The sequence below is a fragment of the Arcanobacterium bovis genome, from assembly GCF_004331995.1.
Classification (GTDB): domain Bacteria; phylum Actinomycetota; class Actinomycetes; order Actinomycetales; family Actinomycetaceae; genus Arcanobacterium_A; species Arcanobacterium_A bovis.
This window is the reverse complement of the sequence record NZ_SJDT01000003.1, coordinates 344,866-364,116: the sequence shown is the minus strand read 5'-3', so window position 1 is coordinate 364,116 and position 19,251 is coordinate 344,866. Positions and strand designations below refer to the sequence as shown.

The following is a 19,251-nucleotide window of genomic DNA, read 5'->3' as shown; positions in this document are numbered from 1 at the left end:
CACTGACGGTGACGGGGTTTCTGATGGTGATGAGATTACGCATGGTACTGACCCAAACAAGGCTGATACTGATGGTGACGGGGTTTCTGATGGTGATGAGATTACGGAGGGTACTGATCCGCTTGATTCACGGTCCTTCCCGTACCTGTTGAGGCTTGATAAGAGCCGTGTTCATCGTGGTGAGCAGGTGACTGCTTCGTTGTCTGGTTTCAAGGCTGGGGAAGTGGTATCGCTTGAACTACACTCCTCCGTTATTGGACTGGTTCAGAACGTGACGGTTGATGCAAAGGGAATGGCAACAGTTACCTTTACTGTGCCAGCGTCGGCTGAGCTTGGTGTGCATCATGTGATGGCTGTTGATGCTGGTGGTTATCTTGTCCAGCAGCAAGGTCAGTTGGAAGTGATTGCTGACTCGATCGCACTCGGCGATGCTAGTGCCGGTGGTGCTGGTGGTCTTGCTAAGACTGGTTCTGCCAGCCTCAGCCTGGGCATTCTTGCCATGATGGCTAGCCTTGCCGGTGCGAGCGTGCTAGTAGCTCGCCGCAAGAACGCCTAAACAAGCTCCCTATGATCTCCTGGTAGCCACGTATAATGCGCGGGCACTGAAACCGTGCTAACGTGCGTGGCTACCAGGGGCAAGGGGACGTAACTTGGGTGAGTAATCGACAAACACACATTAAACACCCAAAACACAAACTGTGGGATTGGAGCCGAAAAACGGCCTCCAATCCCACAGTGCTATCCAGCCACTACCGAGCAGTCCAAACTCTCAAAATGCAACACCAAACTCATTCGAAAAACGTGCCACTTATAAGCCCTAGGTCATGTAAAAAACTTAAAGCGCCCTATTTTTGAGTCGCAAATGACCGATTTTAGCTAAAAATACCTCCAAACGCGTTGTAAGTCTCTCAAAATTGCGTATAAAGAATTGCTCAATTACAGGTATAATGTTTATTTGGCGTATATGCTCACGCACCGACATTCGGCTCACAAAACCGAATATGCCAGTAATTGGCCTGACCGAGAGGAAATCTCTTGCTGAAAGCACTTGGATCGGCGTTCCGTACACCAGACCTGCGGCGCAAATTGCTGTTGACTATGTTCATCATGGCGATTTACCGCCTCGGTACCTATATACCTGCACCATTTATCTCGTATGAGAACGTGAAAACATGTTTGGATCAGGCTGGATCGGCTGATCTGCTCACCATGATGAACATGTTTGCAGGTGGCGGCATGCTGCACCTCTCCGTGTTTGCATTGGGAATCATGCCTTATATTACGGCGTCGATTATCGTGCAGCTCATGCGGGTAGTAATCCCACGCTTCGAAGAGCTCCACAAAGAAGGTCAGTCGGGCACCGCCAAGCTCACCGAGTATACGCGCTACCTCACGATCTTCCTTGCCATTTTGCAGTCCTCTGTGATTGTTTCAGTGGCAAACACCGGCTTGTTTGTGGGCTGTAACGTACAGCCGATTCCAAACGCCACTATCGGTGTTAAGCTGCTGACGATCTTGGCTATGACCGCTGGTACCGGCCTTGTTATGTGGCTCGCTGAAATCATCACTGAGCGTGGCGTGGGCAATGGAATGTCGCTGCTCATCTTCACCGGTATTGCTGCAAACTTCCCAGCAATGCTCGCAACTGTATCGAAGTCAGCCGGTGGCTTGATGGACGTGGCGATCGTCGTCGTCATGTTCTTGGCCATCACGGTGGTTGTTGTATTCGTGGAACAATCGCAACGACGCATCCCGGTGCAGTACGCAAAGCGCGTGGTAGGACGCCGCACCTACGGCGGTACGTCTACCTACATTCCGCTCAAGATCAACATGGCAAACGTTATTCCAGTGATCTTTGCGTCCTCGATTCTCTCTTTGCCACAGATGATTTCCCAGTTCGGCGATCAGAACTCCTCCTGGGTGCAGTGGCTACACGCGCATTTCACCTGGACGTCGCCGTGGTACATGGCTGTTTATGCGCTCTTGATTCTCTTCTTCGCTTTCTTCTACACCTCGATTACCTTCAATCCAGAAGAAGTTGCTGACAATATGAAGCGTTACGGAGGCTTCATTCCCGGTATTCGTGCGGGCCAGCCTACGGCGGATTATTTGCGCTATGTGATCAACCGCATTAACTGGGTTGGCGCGCTCTACTTGGCGATTATTGCGCTGATTCCGCACATTGTATTCAACCAAATGGGTATTCAGGCCGGTGGTTTCGGTGGAACGTCGATTATTATTCTGGTTGGAGTCGGACTCCAGACCGTCAAAGACATTGACGCTCAACTCCAACAACGTCACTATGAAGGTTTCTTACGATGAAAGCACGTTTTGTTATGGTTGGTCCTCCCGGAGCGGGAAAGGGCACCCAGGCAAAAGTTCTTACCGAAAAACTTAATATTCCCAATATTTCTACCGGTGCAATTTTCCGTTCTCATATTGCTGAGCAAACTGAGCTCGGAAAACTAGCTGCGTCCTATATCGACAACGGCAACTTAGTTCCTGACGAAGTGACCGACGCGCTCGTGCGCGATCGTTTGAGCCAAGACGACGTCGCGGCCGGTTTCCTACTCGACGGATACCCACGCAATCTCCACCAGGTAGATGCCCTCGACGCAATGCTTGAAGAGCGTGGCGAAAAACTTGACGCCGTCATTGAACTCTCGATTCCTGATGAGGAGATTGTTGGGCGTCTGCTGCACCGCGCACAGGTCGAAGATCGTGCTGACGATACCGAAGAGGTGATCCGTCACCGCATCGAGGTCTACCACGCCGCTACAGCGCCACTCACCGACGTATACCGCGAACGTGGCATTCTGCTGCCAGTTGATGGCACTGGCACGATCGACGACGTGCTCAATCGTCTCGTATCAGCACTCGAATCATTCCTCGGCTGAGTCATGTTTAATAGCGCAAAAATCGAGTTGAAGTCCGACGATGAAATCCGGCAGATGCGCAAGTCTGCGCTCGTCGTCGCCAGTATTCACAAGGCTCTCGATGCCGCAATCGCACCTGGTATGACCACTGGTGAACTTGATGATATTGCTCGTGACGTGCTGCAATCACACGGCGCAAAGTCGAACTTTTTCGGCTATTACGACTATCCTCGCCAAACCTGCATTTCGGTCAACGACACGATAGTGCACGGGATTCCAGGTGAGCAAGTACTTCAACCTGGCGATATTGTTTCGATGGACTGCGGAGCTGTGCTTAACGGCTGGCACGCAGACGCCTGCTTCACGCGCGTTCTTCCAGGTGGAGACGACGCCGTGCGCGAGCGTCGCGAGAAACTTTCGGCAATCACCAAAGAGGCCATGTGGCGGGGGATCGCCGCGATGGCAACAGGGAAGTACGTTTCCGATATTGGCAACGCGATTGACGACTATATCACGAGCTTAGAGCCCGCGGTTCGCCCTGATATCGTGGAAGATTTTATCGGGCATGGTATTGGCACCCAAATGCATATGGCTCCCGATGTGCTCAATTTCCGCACCGCAGGCCGTGGACCGAAGCTCAAAACAGGCATGGTGCTGTGCATCGAGCCGATACTTGCGCAAAAAAGTCAAGCGTACCGCACCCTCGGCGACGGCTGGACCGTCGTCACCCGCGATGGATCAGACGCTTGCCACTGGGAGCACCAGGTAGCCTTACACTCCGGTGGCGTGTGGGTGCTTTCTGCCGACGACGGTGGTGCGGCGCAGCTCGCAAAGTACGGCATCGACGTCGTCCCGCTCGACTGAACTCACGAACTGCGCTACTCATGCGCTGTGGCCCCTTAGAACCGTGGTGCAGTAGGACTATTGCTCAGTGAAAACGGAGCGTGACGAGCTACACCATATTCTCCCTTTTCCAAAAGCCCTTCTATACCGTAGAATTGATCGTTGGTGCTTTGTATGTTTTGCAAGGTGCCTGCCGGTTGGCTTTCGCTAGCTGGCAAAGTAAGAAAATGCAAAGTAAGCGGGTAACATGGCGAAAAAAGAAGGCGTCATCGAAGTAGAGGGAACCGTCCTTGAGGCGCTCCCAAATGCGATGTTTAAAGTCGAGCTGGAGAATGGGCATCAAGTGCTTGCTCACATCTCAGGTAAGATGCGTCAGCACTACATCAAGATCCTTCCAGAAGATCGCGTCGTCGTAGAGCTCACGCCCTACGATTTAAGTCGTGGTCGGATCGTTTATCGCTACAAGTAAGCCCGTCGAGTCAATCTGCTGATTCTCGAAATCGGCAAAGGAAAGACACTATGAAGGTCAAACCAAGCGTGAAGCGGATTTGCGAACATTGCAAGATTATCCGTCGTCACGGTCGCGTTATGGTCATTTGTGACTCAAATCCGCGGCACAAGCAGCGCCAGGGTTAATTCTGGCATCCCTCGTTTTGGCGGGGGAGATGTACTAGCACTGCTAGCGCACAGCGCAACCCTCGGTCCGAAGGCCGAGGCCCTTATCTGGGGTTGCAGTGTTCCACACCTTCGGAATGGACAATGAGGAGCCAATAAGAATGGCACGTCTATCTGGCGTTGATTTGCCTCGCGAAAAGCGAGTAGAAATTGCGCTTACATACATTTTTGGCATCGGCCGCACGCGCGCGCATGAAACTCTTGCCGCAACTGGAGTTAATCCAGATACCCGCGTGAAGGATCTCTCTGAAGACGATTTGGTCAAGCTCAAGAACCACATCGATGAGAACTACAAGGTTGAAGGCGATCTCCGCCGTGAAGTTCAGGCTGATATTCGCCGTAAGATCGAGATTGGTTGCTATCAAGGTCTTCGTCACCGTCGTGGTCTGCCGGTACATGGTCAGCGCACCAAGACGAACGCACGTACCCGTAAGGGACCAAAGCGTACCGTTGCAGGTAAGAAGAAGAAGTAGTAGTTCCGCCCGATAGGGCGCGAATCGACGATTATTTCAGGAGATATTTAGAATGCCACCTAAGACACAGGCGCGTCGCCCGCGCCGCAATGTGCGCAAGAATGTAACAACAGGTCAGGCTCATATTAAGTCGACCTTCAACAACACAATCGTTTCCATCACCGATCCAAAGGGCGAAGTTATTGCAACGTGCTCGTCCGGTATGGTGGGTTTCAAGGGCTCCCGTAAGTCCACGCCGTACGCTGCGCAGCTCGCTGCTGAAAACGCTGCTCGCCGTGCAATGGATCAGGGTATGAAGAAAGTTGACGTTTTCGTGAAGGGTCCAGGATCTGGTCGCGAAACCGCAATCCGTTCTCTGACCGCTTCCGGTCTGGAAGTTACCTCGATCTCTGATGTGACTCCACAGGCTCACAACGGTTGCCGTCCACCCAAGCGCCGTCGCGTTTGATGCTTTGGGGTGTTATGCCCCTTCCAGGGTAGTAGTTACCTATTTCGGGTAGTAGTTACCCATTCCGCTGGTGGAAACACCAGCTCGGAAACGGAAATAGACGTCATATAGTGGGCGTCTGCGAAAGGAAAACACAGTGATCATCGAACAGCGTCCAATGCTGACCGAAGAAAAGGTCTCCGAGACTCGTTCTCGCTTTACCCTAAACCCGCTGGAGCCAGGATTTGGTTACACGCTGGGTAACTCGCTTCGCCGTACATTGCTTTCTTCGATTCCAGGTTCGGCTGTTACGTCGATCCACATTGATGGTGTACTCCATGAGTTCTCCACCATCGAGGGATGCAAGGAAGACGTAGCGGAGATCATCCTTAACCTCAAGGATTTGGTTGTAACCTCTGAGCATGACGAGCCAGTTCTCATGTACCTGCGCAAGCAAGGTCCAGGACAGGTGCTCGCCTCGGATATCACTCCTCCTGCAGGTGTAGAGATCCACAACCCTGATCTTGTGATCGCCACTTTGAATGAAAAGGGCAAGATCGAGATCGATCTGACTGTTGAGCGTGGACGTGGTTACGTTTCCGCAGCACAGAACAACTCGCCAGAGTACGAAATTGGGCGCATCCCGGTTGATTCGATTTATTCGCCGGTTGTGAAGGTTTCCTACAAGGTTGAGGCAACTCGTGTTGGTCAGCGCACCGATTTCGACAAGCTCATTGTTGATGTTGAAACGAAGGCATCGATGCTTCCACGTGATGCATTTGCGTCCGCTGGTAAGACGCTCGTCGAGCTGTTCGGTCTTTGCACTGAACTCAACGAAGAAGTCGAAGGCCTTGAGCTTAAGGAAGCCCCAGTTCAGGAGACTCAGTCCTCTGATCTGCAGCGTCCAATTACGATTCTTAACCTGCCAGCACGTTCGCAGAACTGCTTGCAGCGCGAAGGAATCCACACCATCGGTGAACTGGTACTTCGCTCTGAAGCTGACTTGTTGGATATCCGCAACTTTGGCGCAAAGTCGATCGAAGACGTCAAGGACGAACTTGCAAAGCTCGATCTGCGTTTGAAGGATTCCCCAGCTGGTTTCGTTTCCGCTTACGGCGACGACTACTCAATGACTTTCAGTGACGATCTGCAGGGCTAAGGGTTCTGCACAATAATTTCTAGGAGAAACAATGCCTAAGCCCACAAAGGGTGCACGCCTGGGTGGTTCCCCGGCACATGAGCGTCTAATCATTGCAAATATGTGCCGTCAGCTCATCCACAACGAATCCGTTGTAACAACCGAAGCTAAAGCAAAGCGTGTACGCCCATACATGGAAAAGCTCATCACCAAGGCAAAGAAGGGCGACACCCACAACCGTCGTCTCGCTCTCAAGGTGCTGCGCGACCGCGAAACCGCTTACATCCTGTTCGAAGAGCTTGCTCCAAAGTTTGCTGAGCGCAACGGTGGATACACCCGCATCGTGAAGCTTCCAAACCGCCGCGGTGACAACGCCCCAATGGCTGAGATCTCGCTCGTACTTGAGCCAGTTTCGCCAAAGCAGGCAGTTGTGAAGGAAGCCGAGAAGGTTGCCGAGCATGCTGCAGCTAAGGAAGAAGAAGCAAAGGTTGAAGAGACTGCTGTTGAAGAGACCGAAGCAGCTGAAGAAGCTGTTGAGGCCGAAGCTCCAGCAGAAGAAGTTGCTGAGGAAACCGAGGCAGCTGACGAAGCCAAGTGAATCTAGCTTAATTAGCTGGTGACATACCTATACGGGTGGGCTGGGATCAATTGATCCCAGCCCACCGTTGTATATAAGGAACTATCGGGTGCGTGTCTATGTTGTGGAGCCGGTTCAGCCGCCTTTTGAAGGGATTGTTTCACTGCTCATGCATGTGAAGCAAGACCACAACAAACGTCTTAACGCACTACAGGATCAGCGTATGGATGAAGCGATGGATAGATGTTTTTCATGGGCTGAACGCTTTACAAATGACAGTTAACTATGACATAGTAGCTCTGTATGCATCTCATGCATATTGGGAGTAGGATCAGAAACTATGACACTGAATCAAGAACGTCGGGCATCAGTGAAAGCCAAGCGAGAACAAGCGCGGCGAGATCGTGAATTGATCGAAGATCTCGTTGCAATGCGCTTGCGTAAAGGGCTAACGCACCAGAATGTGGCGGATAAACTCTCTGTCAGTCAGTCGACGATTTCTCGGTTTGAAGCAAGAGTAACAAATCCAAGCCAGCAGTTTATTCGGCGCTATGCACTCGCAGTTGGGGCTGGAATCAAGTATGAAATCGTTGATAGTAGCCCAATCTATGAACAGAACTTTGCAGTCGACCAACGGTATCAGATCAGTGAAACATCTATTTATATGTCAGATGCTCCATCGTTTCAGATCAAGGTATAAAGAACATGCCAGTAGCGTTAAAAGATGTGCCTTTTGAATTGGCTCAGGTGAAGCCGATTAGAGTAGAAGCAAACGGTGAAGCATTTGATTTTTCGTCAATAGAACAAGATGAACAAATCAGTGTTCAGCTTGCAATAGGAGTCGGAGACGCCGAATTTTCTTCTGATCGTGTTGCAATTACTTACACCTATAGTGTGAACGCTCGTATTGCAACATTTGAGTTGGGGTTGCGGGCCACTTATCGCTACGACGATTCGTTCGAAGCTATAAGGGGTAGCATCACGGAATCTGATTGGCGTGATTTCTTTACAACTCGAGGAATCCCCGAAATCACTGCGTATGCTCGTGTATATCTGGGGCAGTTGTGTGGAATCCTCGAGATTCCTCCGGTGCCGCTAGTGATTAAATAGTGATCAAATAACATGCAAGCGAGCGTCACATGGAAGAAACTATTGACGCAGCTACAGCAATTCTCTAGTTTGCTCGACGAGGAGTTATTTGCTTGTAACTCCAGTCTAGTTCCTAGCTGACTACGTTCCTATAGGTTATTAATAAATAATGAAGACGCGATGTTGCTATGCTAGATACCATTACTAACCGCCAGTGCAGACCAAATTCTCTTTTTGACTCTATTGGTTAGATCGGCTGGGACGGTTGGGTCAACCTAGAATTCTAGTTTCTTTCACATATCGCCGTGCGGTCTTATGTGGCGCCTCGGCCAGCCTAGTAACAATCACTAATAAACGCACTCCAAGCGTGTGAGCGCCAATCTACTTTGTGCCTCAGTAACGAGCATACCTCCAATAAAAAGCCTCCTCTTGCTCTGTCTGGCACAGGGGGGGCAGTGCAGGGTTCCAGTCCAAATGAATTAGCTTTACTGGGCTACAAAAACCAGGTGTAGCAGCTATTGTGGGATGTTCTAACTGTCTTTCGTAACTTAATCTGACGGGCATTTATATTTTTATGTGAATGTCACAAGGAGTACAAGCCCGAAGCAAAGCGTTAGTGAATTTGAAAGGGTATAGGAGTGTTTCGTCTCAGTATATAAAATTGTAGCATTAAGTGGCATGTGTGTGAAATATTAAAACAACCATTGAAAGAGTGATATAAGAAAGGCGTTTTGTATGTCACACACAATCTTTAATTCCTTGCCAGTGCTGTTGTCGTGCTTACTCGGAGCCGCGGGTTTGTCTGTACCGGATACCGACACTAATGTTGTAGTGTCTGGTGACCAGGATAAAGGAGCAATTTCGCAACCAATGCCTTATGCGTGCCCGATGCAGATGTGTGCGGGAAGTGATGGCGGCAGCGTACGAATTGGACAACTTCTTGCTTTTTCGTCTTTGCGGAATAGGCAGTTTGCTGTCACACAGCATGCTTACGTTCAGGCGTCAAGTCGGGGTATTGACCTTCGTTTGCTTGCTCGCAATGGAGTTGTTCAGTCTCAGCGCAACGGATATATCTACATTAAATATGGTCGCTTTATCGGAGTTCTTTCGCATAGAAATGGCACAATCGTTTCTGCAATAATTAACTAAGATTCGGGAAATGCTTAGGTGGTAATTCGATAGTTTGCTTAAGATGCAAGCATAATTTAGTTCACTCGACGAGGAGTACAACATGACGAACAACGAAATGTCTCACCAGAACGAAATACCTCATCAAACCGAGACCGGTCACCAGAACGAGGTCCCGCAGCAAACCGAGCTACCTCATCAAACCGAGACGCCTCAACAACCAGACACACGCAAACTCGCTTTTAGATGGTGGTTTGATGGCAGTGGCTTGTACTTCTTCGTGCCAGGCGTGAATCCCATGTATCCGACCGCAAATTTCGACGAGTTCCCCTGCATCACCGTTGATCTGGACGAAAACTGCAACATCATTTATCTGTGGATCGGCGACTACCAAGATACTTTCCCTGATCACGACGGCGTCGAATGCGCGATTGAACGATTCGTCGATTCTAGCGCAATGACCTGGCGTGTTATTTTGCACGAATGCGAAAAGTATTCAACGCGCGCAAGCTATCCCAGCACCAAATACGGAAGCGCAGTTACTTTGTCTATTTTGGAAGGTGACGACGGTGCTTTCGCAGGCTACGAGGTATGCTCACGCATCGGCACGATGCCGTTTGAGCCGGATGTGGAATGGACATGCGCACAACGAATAGGGGAGTTTCCGCAAAAGAAAGGTGCGGACCGTCGTCTGTGACATCGATCCGCACCTTCTGATAGGTTCCTAAGCTGCTATGCGTTTAGCGCTTTCGCGGCGAGCCATGGCCTGTTCAAAGTCTCGTGTACCAACAAAAACTTCGTGCTTATATGGGTTGACCTTGAGCTTGCGTGCGCGGTAGATAACGTATCCCACAGCCAGCACATTCGCGATAAATGCGATTAGCGATACCGTCAAATTGATATTTGGATTGTTGACGGAATCCACCGAGAACACCGAGTAATCTTGGAACATTGGCACGGTTTGGGCAAACATGCACCATAGTGCCAGAGTGTTAGCGCGGTTTTGAATCCAGCCGCCCTTGTTCCAGAAAGCATTGGCCACCGTTGGGGCAAGTAGCAGGGCAAATCCGCAGTAGAACGCATGGGTTGGCAGGCAGTTGTAGGTGTAGCAGAAGTTCCATAAATCGTAGGAAATAATAAATACCCAGGTCATATCGGCCCAGATCATATCTTGCTTCTTCTTGCCTACGTAAATGCCGAACCAGCCGGTCATAACAAAGATGTTCAGGATTCCTGCAAGGCCGTTAAAGACGTTATGCCAGCCGCCGTATAGCGTCACACCTTCCGACGATACCCAGGTGGTGTTCCATGCCCGAATTGCCGATTCAAAATCGGACACCACAGCGATGAGGATATTGATTGCAACAATCACGAACGGGAACACTTTGAACCATTCGGATTTGCCGATAGAGCCCCACTTGTACTTGAGCATCATGAAACCGATGCAGCCCGCCGTCGCCGCATAGAGCTTGGCGTAATGGAACCAGCTGTTCATGTGCACGTACGTTGGGTTGTTGAGTGCCCAATCCGCGCCGGCAGCTGCGCCAACGTAGATCGCAATAAAGTAAATAGACAACGCTGCTGGAATAACGAGGAAACAGAAGATGCCACCAGCTTTTGAGCGGCGAGCGATTTCATTTGCGCCGATCAATGAACAAAATACGAGGATCCAGCCGAGCCACTGGTATGCGGCGGCGTCGCCATAAACATTGAATAACATCGTTCTACCTTTCTGTGTGTGGATGATTTTGCTGTGGTACGTGTAAGTGTCAAAGACGGAGTTGACGCCTGATTAGGTTGTTTGACGTCTGGTTATTAAGTTATGTGAGCGCTCGTTTAGGTTGTTTGTGCCGAAACAGGCGATATTTGCGTGTTATAGGTATTTATCGAGATGGAGAGTTTGAGCGGCAATCTGTTTAATAGTTGCGTTAGGAATCTTCGGATTTGAGCGGATCAATGACACCAGCCCGACGATGAGCATGTAAAACGTTTCGGGCACGAAGTCGATTTCCACTTGATGCTTGTCGGCAAAATCGCGCACGGTGGTTTGTGAGATGTAGTTTGCGATCTTCCGAGCGGTTCGATCGGTAAAAGCCAAGTACAGTGCCGCGTTGGAACCGGAAACGAGCTTTTGGTGAAACGGACCGTCGTCGTCGATAATCGAACGCATGAGCTCGGTTGCGTCCTCAAGCGCGCGAGAAATATTTCCGGGTTCGCGGGCATCGTTCCAGTCTTTGAGCTTGGCTAAAAATTCATCGATCACGTCGTCTAAGACGGCGGTGGCTACCTCTTCTTTGTTCTTGAAGTAGTGGTAGAAAAGCGAGCGAGAAACTCCAGTACGCGCGCCGATTGCGGAAATGGACATTTTCTCAAAGCCTACATCCATGATTTCAGCACGCGCTGCGCTGATAATTTCGGCGCGAGTTGTAGCTCCACGTTTTTGCATTGTCATGCGCTCACACTCCTCTCATAAATAATCTAAAAATGTTATTGACATAGTGTCAACAAAATGCGGAAAAGCCATGAGTCGATTTTGCGAAATTTTGACACAACCGGCGTAAATATAAGGAAAAGTCCCCATGACTGGGGACTAAATTCCTATGAGTGATAGCTGATGCTGATTTTGGCGTGCGTCGGATTGTGAGTAGGTAGGCACAGCGGTTTGATATCAAAATTTTGTGCCCTAACTCAGACGCTGGTTTATTCATCGAGCTATATAAGCACGATAGCTAAAGAATCGCCTAAGTTAGGGAACGTTCCAGCTTCGAGTTTGGAAACTTCGCGGCTTCATGCATGGCAAAGTTCCTGGTTGCAGCTGAGGAGGTTACTCAGGCTTCAGCTTGGGAAGCTACTCAGGCTTTCAGCTCGCGAAAGTGCCGATATCTCGCCGCCAATACAGCTCAGAACCGGCAAGTCCATCTTCGAGCAAAGCGAGGAGCTGGGTGCGGCATTCATCAATGCTTGCGCCCTTCATCGTCACAATCGCCACGCGACCGCCTGCAGCGATCCAGCTCCCGCCAGCTTCACTGCCACAGTCCGAATCTGGCGCAAAGCGCGTGCCCATGTGCACGATATCTGCGCGCGGGTGCGCCTCAACTGCCTCAAATAGACTGCTCGGAATCTCTGGGTATTGCGAAATCGTGCCAGGGTAGCCTGGGGAACTGAGCACAATTCCTAAACAAAACTCCTCGCTCACCTGCACCTGCGGAGTACCCCCAGCAAGCAAATCAAGGAGTGCGCCAGCGAGATCACTTTCAATACGTGGCAAGATGACTTCGCATTCCGGATCGCCTAAACGTGCGTTGAACTCAATCACTCGCACGCCCGCCGCCGTCTGAATTAGACCCGCGTAAAGGAAACCAGTGAATGGTGTGCCGTTTGCCGTCATTTGTGCCAACGTGGGCACGATAACGCGAGCCACTGCTTCGTCGTAAAACGCCTGAGTAACGCGCGGAACAGGAGAAATAGCGCCCATGCCACCAGTATTGGCTCCCGTGTTGCCCTCGCCAATTGGCTTGTGGTCCTGCGCTACCGGCAGTGCTACGAAATTTGTGCCGTGGGCCATGACGATGAGCGAGAACTCAAATCCGTCCAAGAAATCCTCAATAAGCAGTGGGTTCTCACTATCAAGCTCAATTTCTTGCAACACGGCCTCGGCTTCTTCGCGCGTGCCACAGATGGTTACGCCTTTACCTGCGCGCAGTCCATTTTCTTTCAGAACCTGTGGGAACGACGCCGTATCCAAGTAGCTACGCGCGGCATCTGCGTCGGTAAACACCTGAAAGGCGGCAGTGGGAACGCCAGCTTGAGTCATAATCTCTTTGGCAAAAGCTTTTGAACTTTCGATTTGAGCAGCTGCGCGCGTGGGTCCGAAAATTGGCAGACCGCGAGCTGTGAATACGTCCACGATGCCGGAGGCGAGTGGAGCTTCGGGACCAACAATCGTGAGGTCAATGCCACGCCGCACAGCTTCGTCGGCAAGCTCTTCCCATGCCATCATCGGCAAAGATTCGGAGGCAAGTTGTGCGATTGCGTCGGAACCGCCCGCAGCCACTACCTCGTGGAATCGAGCTACCGTGGAAACAAGTGCCATCTCGCGGCCGCCGCCGCCAACGATCATTATCTTCATATCGCGTCTTTCTTAGGTTTGGTTTCAGAGGATCGGATTTGGTGGTTATGGCCGGTATATCTGGCCATAACTTCGTTCTAGGTGCTTAGCTTGGTTGCGTTGCGTTCGTCCAGCAGTTTCGCTGCGATTTGGGCGACGACGCGCGGGTACATCGCGTGTTCGGCACGGTGGATTTCAGCTTCATAGTCGCGCAATGATGCTCCGTTGATTGGAACTGTTTGCTGAGCAATCACTTCGCCAGTGTCCATGCCGGCATCAACCCAATGGATCGTCACGCCTGAATCAGCGCCATCACAATACGCGCGGGTGATCGCATTTAGACCTGGGTAATGGGGCAAGAGCGAGGGGTGAATATTGAGCACACGGTGGCTAAAGGCTTCCAGAAATCTTGCGCCGAGGAGCCGCATAAAGCCAGCTAGAGCAATTAGTTCAACTCCGTGTGTCTGCAACTCGCCGATTACTGCTTCTTCCCAAGCCTGTGCATTGGGAAAGTCGCGAGGTCGGATCAATACAGCTGGCACGCCAAATTCTTGTGCCACTGTCATTGCTTCACAATCGCGGTCGCAGATCAGAATTACCGGTCGCGCGACGCCTAGCTGCTCCAATACAGCAGCTTGGCAGATTGCCCGGAAGTTTGTACCTTTACCAGAGGCAAATACGGCCAGCGCGATATTCTGGGTGGCAAGCGCAAACTGACTGCTGCGAGTTGGGTGATCGCGTTGCGTCTCGGTGTCACTGTCAGCGAAGTGATCGTCCGCTACCGCGCGCTTGCCCGCCGTCATACGAGCTTAACTCCGCCAGACTCGGTGACCTTACCAATGACGTAGGATTCTTCTCCGGCCTCGCTCAGTGCACGTTGTGCTGCCTGAACGTCGTTGGGATCGAGTGCAATCACAAAACCGATGCCCATATTGAATACGTTGAAAAGCTCAGTTTGGGAGAGATTGCCAAGCTGTTCCACGACGTCGAAAATCGGCAGCTCAGGCCAGGTGCCGAGCTTGATTTCGTAGCCGAGATCGCCATTCATTCGTGGGATGTTTTCGAAGAAACCGCCACCAGTAATATTCGCCATCCCGTGTGGCTGCACCGTCTTGAGCAGGTGCATTATCGGGCGCACATAAAGCTTCGTGGGGGTGAGGAGCTCCTCGCCAAGCGGCTTGCTCAGCCCATCAAGCTGGGAATTGACCGTGTAATCATGATAGGTGAAGAAAATCTTGCGCAGCAGCGAGTAGCCGTTCGAATGTGGGCCCGACGACGCCAACCCAAGCAGAACATCTCCAGGTTTAACGTTCTCACCAGTGATAATCTCTGATTTCTCAACGGCTGCAACGCAGAAACCCGCAATATCGTAAGTATTCTCTTCATACAGATCGTTCATCTCGGCGGTTTCGCCACCGACGAGCGCACAGTCGGTTTCTTGGCAGGCCACGGCCACACCATGCACAATATCAGCAACGGTTTGCGGATCAGCTTTGGGAATGGCCAAATAATCGAGGAAAAACAGCGGCTGAGCACCCTGTACTACAACATCGTTCACACACATAGCGACGGCGTCAATACCGATTGTGTTGTGGATTCCAGTTTGGAATGCGAGGAAGAGTTTCGTGCCGACGCCGTCGGTGCCAGATACGAGCACAGGCTCACGATAGCCGCGAGAACTGAGGTCGAACATGCCTCCGAATCCGCCAATACCGCCCATAACGCCTGGTTGCTTGGTTGCAGCTACATCTGATCGAATGCGGCGCACTACCTCGTAACCGCGTTCAAGATCGACGCCGGCAGCAGCATAAGCTGCAGCTGCGGCTACTTGTGGAGTGTGTTCTTTGTTGTCGTCCACTGGGTTCTCCTCCGTGGTTGTCTGTTGAAGTTTGGGTATGACTTGGGGAAACGATCGATCGCGCTACGTTGTGACCGTGTTGGTGTGGTGTTTGAGTTAATGAGGATCTCGTCGATATCTTATCGCGAGCACGCGATATTAATCTTGATCACCAGCTCGTACACGGCTTGCACAGTAGCGCACGGCGTTGCCAAAAATATCTTGAATGGCAATTTCGGGAATGTTCTTCATGAGTCCAGGGCGGAATCGCTCAGGATGACCCATCTTGCCCAAAATACGCCCGTCAGGAGAGATAATGCCTTCGATTGCGTAGGCAGAACCGTTCGGGTTGTCTGGAGCGCACGCCGTCGGCACTTCGTCGGCATCAACGTATTGGAACGCAACTTGACCTGCAGCGAACAGCTCGCGCGCCGTCGTCTCGTCTACCGCAAATCGCCCCTCTCCGTGCGAAACCGGAATACGGTGCAAATCGCCAAACTCAAAGCTTGCCAGCCACGGCGACTTAACCGTGCTCACGCGGGTGGTTGCAATGCGCGATACGTGCCGCAGCTGGGCGTTGTGAGTCAAAGTAGGCGAGGATTCAGTGAGCTGAGCGGGGTCGCCATAGGGCAGGAAGCCCGACTTCACCAACGCTTGGAAACCGTTACAAATTCCCAGCACGAGGCAGTCGCGAGCTACAAAATCTTTAACAGCAGCGGCCACATCTGGGCTGGTCAAGAAGTTAGCAATGAACTTGGCAGAGCCGTCAGGTTCGTCTCCGAGCGAGAAGCCGCCCGAAATAGCCAAAATATCGGCGTGACGAAGCTTGTCGATGAAGCTCGCGGTGTCCTGCAACAGCAGGTCAGAGGTGATATTCCTGATCACATGGAACTCAGTGGTGGCACCAGCTGCTTCGAAAGCTTCGGCGGTGTCATATTCAGAGTTCGTACCTGGGAAAACCGGCAAGAGCACGTGAACCGGGCGCTGCGGTGTGAGCGCCTCTTGCGTGCCGCCAGCAGCAGTTTTCTCAACCTCGTGTGCCTTCAGCTCGCGAGCAAATGCGGGCAACTCTGCGGCCTCGTGCGCATTGATCGGGAACACTTGCCGGTAGCCACTTTCGAGCGCATCTTGTGCTTGGGTGTATTCGACCAGCTCATCGCCTAGTTTTATTCCTGTGACATCGGTGTTCGTAGTTCCAAGGAACGCGAGGGTAACATCGATTCCGGCATCGGGCAGTGTAGTGCCGTGTGGTACAGCAACAACGATGCTTCCGAGCGCGGTATTCAGCAAGTCATGCTCGGCAAGCGCACCCGCATCGAGCTCAATGCCCACGTTATTACCGAGCGCCGACTTAACCAGCGCTGATAGCGTTCCGCCAGAGGTTACAGCGCGGGCACTGCGGATCAACCCAAGTGTATTCCATGTACGCAGAGCGGCGAAATGGGCACGCAACTGCGAGTAGTTCGGCGATCCATCTGCGCGTGCGTCATGAGGTAGAAGATAGAGGTCAAGTTCTTGAGCAGGAAGCGTTGCACTGAGCACTTCCTCGGCGTCGGCAACTGCAACAGCAAAGCTCACCAAGGTAGGTGGCACATGGAGTTCGTCGGAGTACGAGCCAGACATTGAGTCCTTGCCACCGATTGCACCCACGTTGAACTCGTCTTGTGCTTCCAATAGGCCAAGCAATGCTTGCACCGGCACGCCCCAGACTTCAGGAGTGGTAGGACGCTGGAAGTATTCTTGCACCGTAAGCCAAGCTTCCGTAACATCAGCGCCCGCAGCGGCGAGCCGTGCCAGAGCTTCAACCACCGAGTATGCACCCATCAAATACGGGGAATCGTCAGCCAGCTCAGGCGAATATCCCGCAGCCATGAGCGAGGCGGTAGACGTTCCGCCTGGTACAGGAAGAGTCTGCACCGAAACGTCTTCTGCCGATTTCTGGCTCTTTCCGCCGTAAGGCATCAAAACGGTAGAACGGCCAATGCTGGAATCGAACTGCTCAATCATGCCTTCTTGGGAACCGTTGTTGAGCTGGCGCAATACTTCCAGCACCGTCTCGCGGTCAAGCTGTGGGGGAGCAGCGCAGGCACAATCGCAACCGCAGCTAGGCTCCGAGCTGGCCGCGGCGTCGTCGGCCTCAACTGGCTTCGGATCGCGCAAAACGACCTGCTGAGTACGATGGGCGCCGTTGGTGTTGAGGAAATCGCGCGAAAGATCAAGCACCTTTTCCTCGCCGTAGAACATCCGCAGCCTGCCGGTATCTGTGACTTCAGCGAGCGTTACGGCTTCCAGATTTTCCTGTGCAGCCGCATCGATGAAAGCCTGCGCATCGGCAGAGTCAACGACCACTGCCATACGCTCTTGGGATTCAGAAATCGCAATTTCAAGCGGGTTCAAACCGGCGTACTTCAATGGCACTTGATCAAGATGAATGTCGAGGCTGTCAGCTAATTCGCCCACTGCTACAGCCACGCCACCTGCACCAAAATCATTACAACGGCGAATCAGCTTCGCAACGTCACCGCGGCGGAACAAACGCTGAATCTTGCGTTCGTTAACCGGGTTTCCTTTTTGAACTTCGGCGCCGGAAGTCTCAAGCGATTCTTCGTCGTGAGCTTTTGACGAGCCTGTGGCGCCACCAATTCCGTCACGTCCGGTACGTCCGCCAAGAATGATGACGACGTCGCCCGGGCGTGGTTCTTCCCGGCGCACGTTTTCAACTGGTGCGGCTGCTACCACAGCGCCCAACTCCATACGTTTTGCCGTGTAACCAGGATGGACGTATTCGCGCACATGGGTGGTGGCGAGTCCGATTTGGTTTCCATAGGAGGAGTAACCAGCCGTGGCGCGGGTAGAGATATCGCGCTGGGGGAGTTTACCTTCGAGAGTATGCTCGCGGGCAGTGGTGATGTCTCCTGCACTGGAAAGTCGTAGCGCTTGGTACACCCAGGAGCGACCCGACAGAGGGTCGCGGATTGCGCCGCCTAAACAGGTGCTCGCGCCGCCAAATGGTTCAATTTCGGTGGGGTGGTTGTGTGTTTCGTTCTTGAACATGAGCAGCCACGGTTCTTTACCGTGTGCCGTTTTCACGTCGACGAATACCGAGCAGGCGTTGATTTCCTCGGACACCTCTTGGGAGTCAAGATCGCCGCGCCGGCGCATATCACGAGCTGCGATAGTTCCTAAATCCATGAGGGTGCGAGGTTTGTTCTCGCGGCCGCAATTTCCGCGCAGTTCGTCCCAACGCTGTAAAAGTCGATCAAAATTGGCTGCGAAGCGAGCTGAATCATTGCGGATTTCGATGAGCTCTGTGCCGAAGGTGGTGTGTCGGCAATGATCGGACCAGTAGGTATCCAAGGCTGCGAGCTCGACTTCGGTAGGTACGCGCTGTTCAGTGCGGAAATATTCTTGGATCAATGCGAGATCTTCAAGCGACATCGCCATCGAGCGAGCTTGGCGCAATTCTTCGAGCTGAGCATTATCGAGTTCGAGGAAATCTGGGAACTCAGCCAATGGCTTGATTTGGGAAATTGGCGGGAGCACGAGCTCATCGAAGTTCTTCTTTCCTGCCTCAACTGGGTTGATGAGGTGGGCCGTGATTGTTTCGAGAGCTTCGGAGCTCAGATCCTCGTTGAAAACATAGAGATGAGCGGAAAATATTTGCGCCAGCGTGCCCGGCGAAACTAGACCGAGGGCTTGGGTAGCCGCGTCGGCTCGCTGATCGTACTGACCGGGTAGGAACTGGACGCCAAGGTGAGGACGATGCAACAGCTCGGCAAGAGATTCGGTGGGAACGACGTCGTCCACCCGCGGATCGCGCAACACCGATGCCGTGAGCTTGGCGATCTCAGCTTCGGTGGCATTGAAGACGTCGTACACATTGTAGGCAGCGAGATCGCGTACGCTCACGCCACTGAGAGTGTTCAATGTTTGCGTGAGCGCACGTTCCTCAGCGCGGAAACTCGGCTTTCTGCGGATCAACAGACGCTTGTCCATAAATGTATTCCTTCATGTGTGAGTGCGCGATCGCGCAGATTGTGAGCCGTCAGGTGGGTAGACGTTTCGAGCGCGTAGCTCAGA

At 52.2% G+C, this 19,251-nt stretch carries 21 protein-coding genes; 15 read left to right on the top strand and 6 right to left on the bottom strand.

Annotation, left to right across the window (positions count from 1 at the left end; genetic code table 11):
• From EZJ44_RS05390 to EZJ44_RS05325, 15 genes are all read left to right on the top strand, one after another.
• The coding region (locus EZJ44_RS05390) for an LPXTG cell wall anchor domain-containing protein (protein ID WP_131281029.1) at positions 1–556 on the top strand (556 nt) is incomplete at its 5' end.
• Positions 557–1,035: 479 nt separating this feature from the next.
• Positions 1,036–2,322: a preprotein translocase subunit SecY gene (secY, locus tag EZJ44_RS05385; protein ID WP_131281027.1), complete on the top strand. Its 1,287-nt coding sequence runs from the start codon at positions 1,036–1,038 to the stop codon at positions 2,320–2,322.
• Complete coding sequence (locus tag EZJ44_RS05380) at positions 2,319–2,897, top strand: adenylate kinase (RefSeq protein ID WP_131281025.1); 579 nt, start codon at positions 2,319–2,321, stop codon at positions 2,895–2,897. Before secY ends, EZJ44_RS05380 begins: the two co-directional genes overlap by 4 nt.
• Before the next feature lie 3 nt (positions 2,898–2,900).
• Positions 2,901–3,740 carry a type I methionyl aminopeptidase gene (map, locus tag EZJ44_RS05375; RefSeq protein WP_131281023.1) on the top strand — a complete coding sequence of 280 codons (840 nt, stop codon included), beginning with the start codon at positions 2,901–2,903 and terminating at the stop codon, positions 3,738–3,740.
• Between the two features lie 226 nt (positions 3,741–3,966).
• Positions 3,967–4,188: a translation initiation factor IF-1 gene (infA, locus tag EZJ44_RS05370; protein WP_124054081.1), complete on the top strand. Its 222-nt coding sequence runs from the start codon at positions 3,967–3,969 to the stop codon at positions 4,186–4,188.
• A gap of 50 nt (positions 4,189–4,238) precedes the next feature.
• Positions 4,239–4,355, top strand: a complete 117-nt coding sequence (gene rpmJ, locus EZJ44_RS05365) for a 50S ribosomal protein L36 (protein ID WP_131281020.1) — start codon at positions 4,239–4,241, stop codon at positions 4,353–4,355.
• 140 nt (positions 4,356–4,495) lie between these two features.
• On the top strand, positions 4,496–4,867 hold the full coding sequence (rpsM, locus tag EZJ44_RS05360; protein WP_131281017.1) for a 30S ribosomal protein S13: 372 nt from the start codon (positions 4,496–4,498) through the stop codon (positions 4,865–4,867).
• 52 nt (positions 4,868–4,919) lie between these two features.
• Complete coding sequence (rpsK, locus tag EZJ44_RS05355) at positions 4,920–5,315, top strand: 30S ribosomal protein S11 (protein WP_124054078.1); 396 nt, start codon at positions 4,920–4,922, stop codon at positions 5,313–5,315.
• Positions 5,316–5,451: 136 nt separating this feature from the next.
• A complete protein-coding gene (locus tag EZJ44_RS05350) occupies positions 5,452–6,453 on the top strand; it encodes a DNA-directed RNA polymerase subunit alpha (protein ID WP_131281015.1) in 1,002 nt (333 codons plus the stop codon).
• A gap of 31 nt (positions 6,454–6,484) precedes the next feature.
• Positions 6,485–7,030 carry a 50S ribosomal protein L17 gene (gene rplQ, locus EZJ44_RS05345; protein ID WP_131281012.1) on the top strand — a complete coding sequence of 182 codons (546 nt, stop codon included), beginning with the start codon at positions 6,485–6,487 and terminating at the stop codon, positions 7,028–7,030.
• Between the two features lie 88 nt (positions 7,031–7,118).
• Positions 7,119–7,292, top strand: coding sequence for a hypothetical protein (locus EZJ44_RS08730; RefSeq protein WP_165496122.1), 174 nt, complete (start codon positions 7,119–7,121; stop codon positions 7,290–7,292).
• Positions 7,293–7,349: 57 nt separating this feature from the next.
• Positions 7,350–7,709, top strand: a complete 360-nt coding sequence (locus EZJ44_RS05340; protein WP_131281009.1) for a helix-turn-helix domain-containing protein — start codon at positions 7,350–7,352, stop codon at positions 7,707–7,709.
• A 5-nt stretch (positions 7,710–7,714) separates the two neighbouring features.
• A complete protein-coding gene (locus tag EZJ44_RS05335; RefSeq protein ID WP_131281007.1) occupies positions 7,715–8,119 on the top strand; it encodes a hypothetical protein in 405 nt (134 codons plus the stop codon).
• Positions 8,120–8,833: 714 nt separating this feature from the next.
• Positions 8,834–9,247 carry a hypothetical protein gene (locus tag EZJ44_RS05330; RefSeq protein WP_131281004.1) on the top strand — a complete coding sequence of 138 codons (414 nt, stop codon included), beginning with the start codon at positions 8,834–8,836 and terminating at the stop codon, positions 9,245–9,247.
• A gap of 82 nt (positions 9,248–9,329) precedes the next feature.
• Positions 9,330–9,923 carry a hypothetical protein gene (locus tag EZJ44_RS05325; RefSeq protein WP_131281001.1) on the top strand — a complete coding sequence of 198 codons (594 nt, stop codon included), beginning with the start codon at positions 9,330–9,332 and terminating at the stop codon, positions 9,921–9,923.
• A gap of 27 nt (positions 9,924–9,950) precedes the next feature.
• Here EZJ44_RS05325 and EZJ44_RS05320 read toward each other — a convergent pair whose 3' ends face one another.
• The 6 genes from EZJ44_RS05320 to EZJ44_RS05295 form a co-directional block, all read right to left on the bottom strand.
• Complete coding sequence (locus tag EZJ44_RS05320; RefSeq protein WP_131280999.1) at positions 9,951–10,946, bottom strand: DUF5692 family protein; 996 nt, start codon at positions 10,944–10,946, stop codon at positions 9,951–9,953.
• A 153-nt stretch (positions 10,947–11,099) separates the two neighbouring features.
• On the bottom strand, positions 11,100–11,678 hold the full coding sequence (locus EZJ44_RS05315; protein WP_131280996.1) for a TetR/AcrR family transcriptional regulator: 579 nt from the start codon (positions 11,676–11,678) through the stop codon (positions 11,100–11,102).
• A 408-nt stretch (positions 11,679–12,086) separates the two neighbouring features.
• The gene (purD, locus tag EZJ44_RS05310; protein ID WP_131280993.1) at positions 12,087–13,355 is read right to left on the bottom strand and encodes a phosphoribosylamine--glycine ligase; all 1,269 of its coding nucleotides are present in this window, start codon (positions 13,353–13,355) and stop codon (positions 12,087–12,089) included.
• 77 nt (positions 13,356–13,432) lie between these two features.
• On the bottom strand, positions 13,433–14,137 hold the full coding sequence (gene purN / locus EZJ44_RS05305) for a phosphoribosylglycinamide formyltransferase (protein WP_131280991.1): 705 nt from the start codon (positions 14,135–14,137) through the stop codon (positions 13,433–13,435).
• Positions 14,134–15,192: a phosphoribosylformylglycinamidine cyclo-ligase gene (gene purM, locus EZJ44_RS05300; RefSeq protein WP_131280988.1), complete on the bottom strand. Its 1,059-nt coding sequence runs from the start codon at positions 15,190–15,192 to the stop codon at positions 14,134–14,136. The genes purN and purM overlap by 4 nt, the downstream gene beginning before the upstream one ends.
• A 138-nt stretch (positions 15,193–15,330) precedes the next feature.
• Positions 15,331–19,167, bottom strand: coding sequence for a phosphoribosylformylglycinamidine synthase (locus tag EZJ44_RS05295; protein WP_131280985.1), 3,837 nt, complete (start codon positions 19,165–19,167; stop codon positions 15,331–15,333).
• Positions 19,168–19,251 lie beyond the last annotated feature (84 nt).

Bases quoted from the DNA above. Each gene is read 5' to 3' on its own strand.
- rpsM (WP_131281017.1), top strand. From the start codon at position 4,496: ATGGCACGTCTATCTGGCGTTGATTTGCCTCGCGAAAAGCGAGTAGAA.
- EZJ44_RS05380 (WP_131281025.1), top strand. From the start codon at position 2,319: ATGAAAGCACGTTTTGTTATGGTTGGTCCTCCCGGAGCGGGAAAGGGC.
- rpsK (WP_124054078.1), top strand. From the start codon at position 4,920: ATGCCACCTAAGACACAGGCGCGTCGCCCGCGCCGCAATGTGCGCAAG.
- EZJ44_RS05330 (WP_131281004.1), top strand. From the start codon at position 8,834: ATGTCACACACAATCTTTAATTCCTTGCCAGTGCTGTTGTCGTGCTTA.
- purD (WP_131280993.1), bottom strand. From the start codon at position 13,355: ATGAAGATAATGATCGTTGGCGGCGGCGGCCGCGAGATGGCACTTGTT.
- EZJ44_RS05340 (WP_131281009.1), top strand. From the start codon at position 7,350: ATGACACTGAATCAAGAACGTCGGGCATCAGTGAAAGCCAAGCGAGAA.
- infA (WP_124054081.1), top strand. From the start codon at position 3,967: ATGGCGAAAAAAGAAGGCGTCATCGAAGTAGAGGGAACCGTCCTTGAG.
- rpmJ (WP_131281020.1), top strand. From the start codon at position 4,239: ATGAAGGTCAAACCAAGCGTGAAGCGGATTTGCGAACATTGCAAGATT.
- EZJ44_RS05320 (WP_131280999.1), bottom strand. From the start codon at position 10,946: ATGTTATTCAATGTTTATGGCGACGCCGCCGCATACCAGTGGCTCGGC.
- rplQ (WP_131281012.1), top strand. From the start codon at position 6,485: ATGCCTAAGCCCACAAAGGGTGCACGCCTGGGTGGTTCCCCGGCACAT.
- EZJ44_RS05315 (WP_131280996.1), bottom strand. From the start codon at position 11,678: ATGACAATGCAAAAACGTGGAGCTACAACTCGCGCCGAAATTATCAGC.
- EZJ44_RS05325 (WP_131281001.1), top strand. From the start codon at position 9,330: ATGACGAACAACGAAATGTCTCACCAGAACGAAATACCTCATCAAACC.
- EZJ44_RS05295 (WP_131280985.1), bottom strand. From the start codon at position 19,167: ATGGACAAGCGTCTGTTGATCCGCAGAAAGCCGAGTTTCCGCGCTGAG.
- map (WP_131281023.1), top strand. From the start codon at position 2,901: ATGTTTAATAGCGCAAAAATCGAGTTGAAGTCCGACGATGAAATCCGG.
- EZJ44_RS05335 (WP_131281007.1), top strand. From the start codon at position 7,715: ATGCCAGTAGCGTTAAAAGATGTGCCTTTTGAATTGGCTCAGGTGAAG.
- purN (WP_131280991.1), bottom strand. From the start codon at position 14,137: ATGACGGCGGGCAAGCGCGCGGTAGCGGACGATCACTTCGCTGACAGT.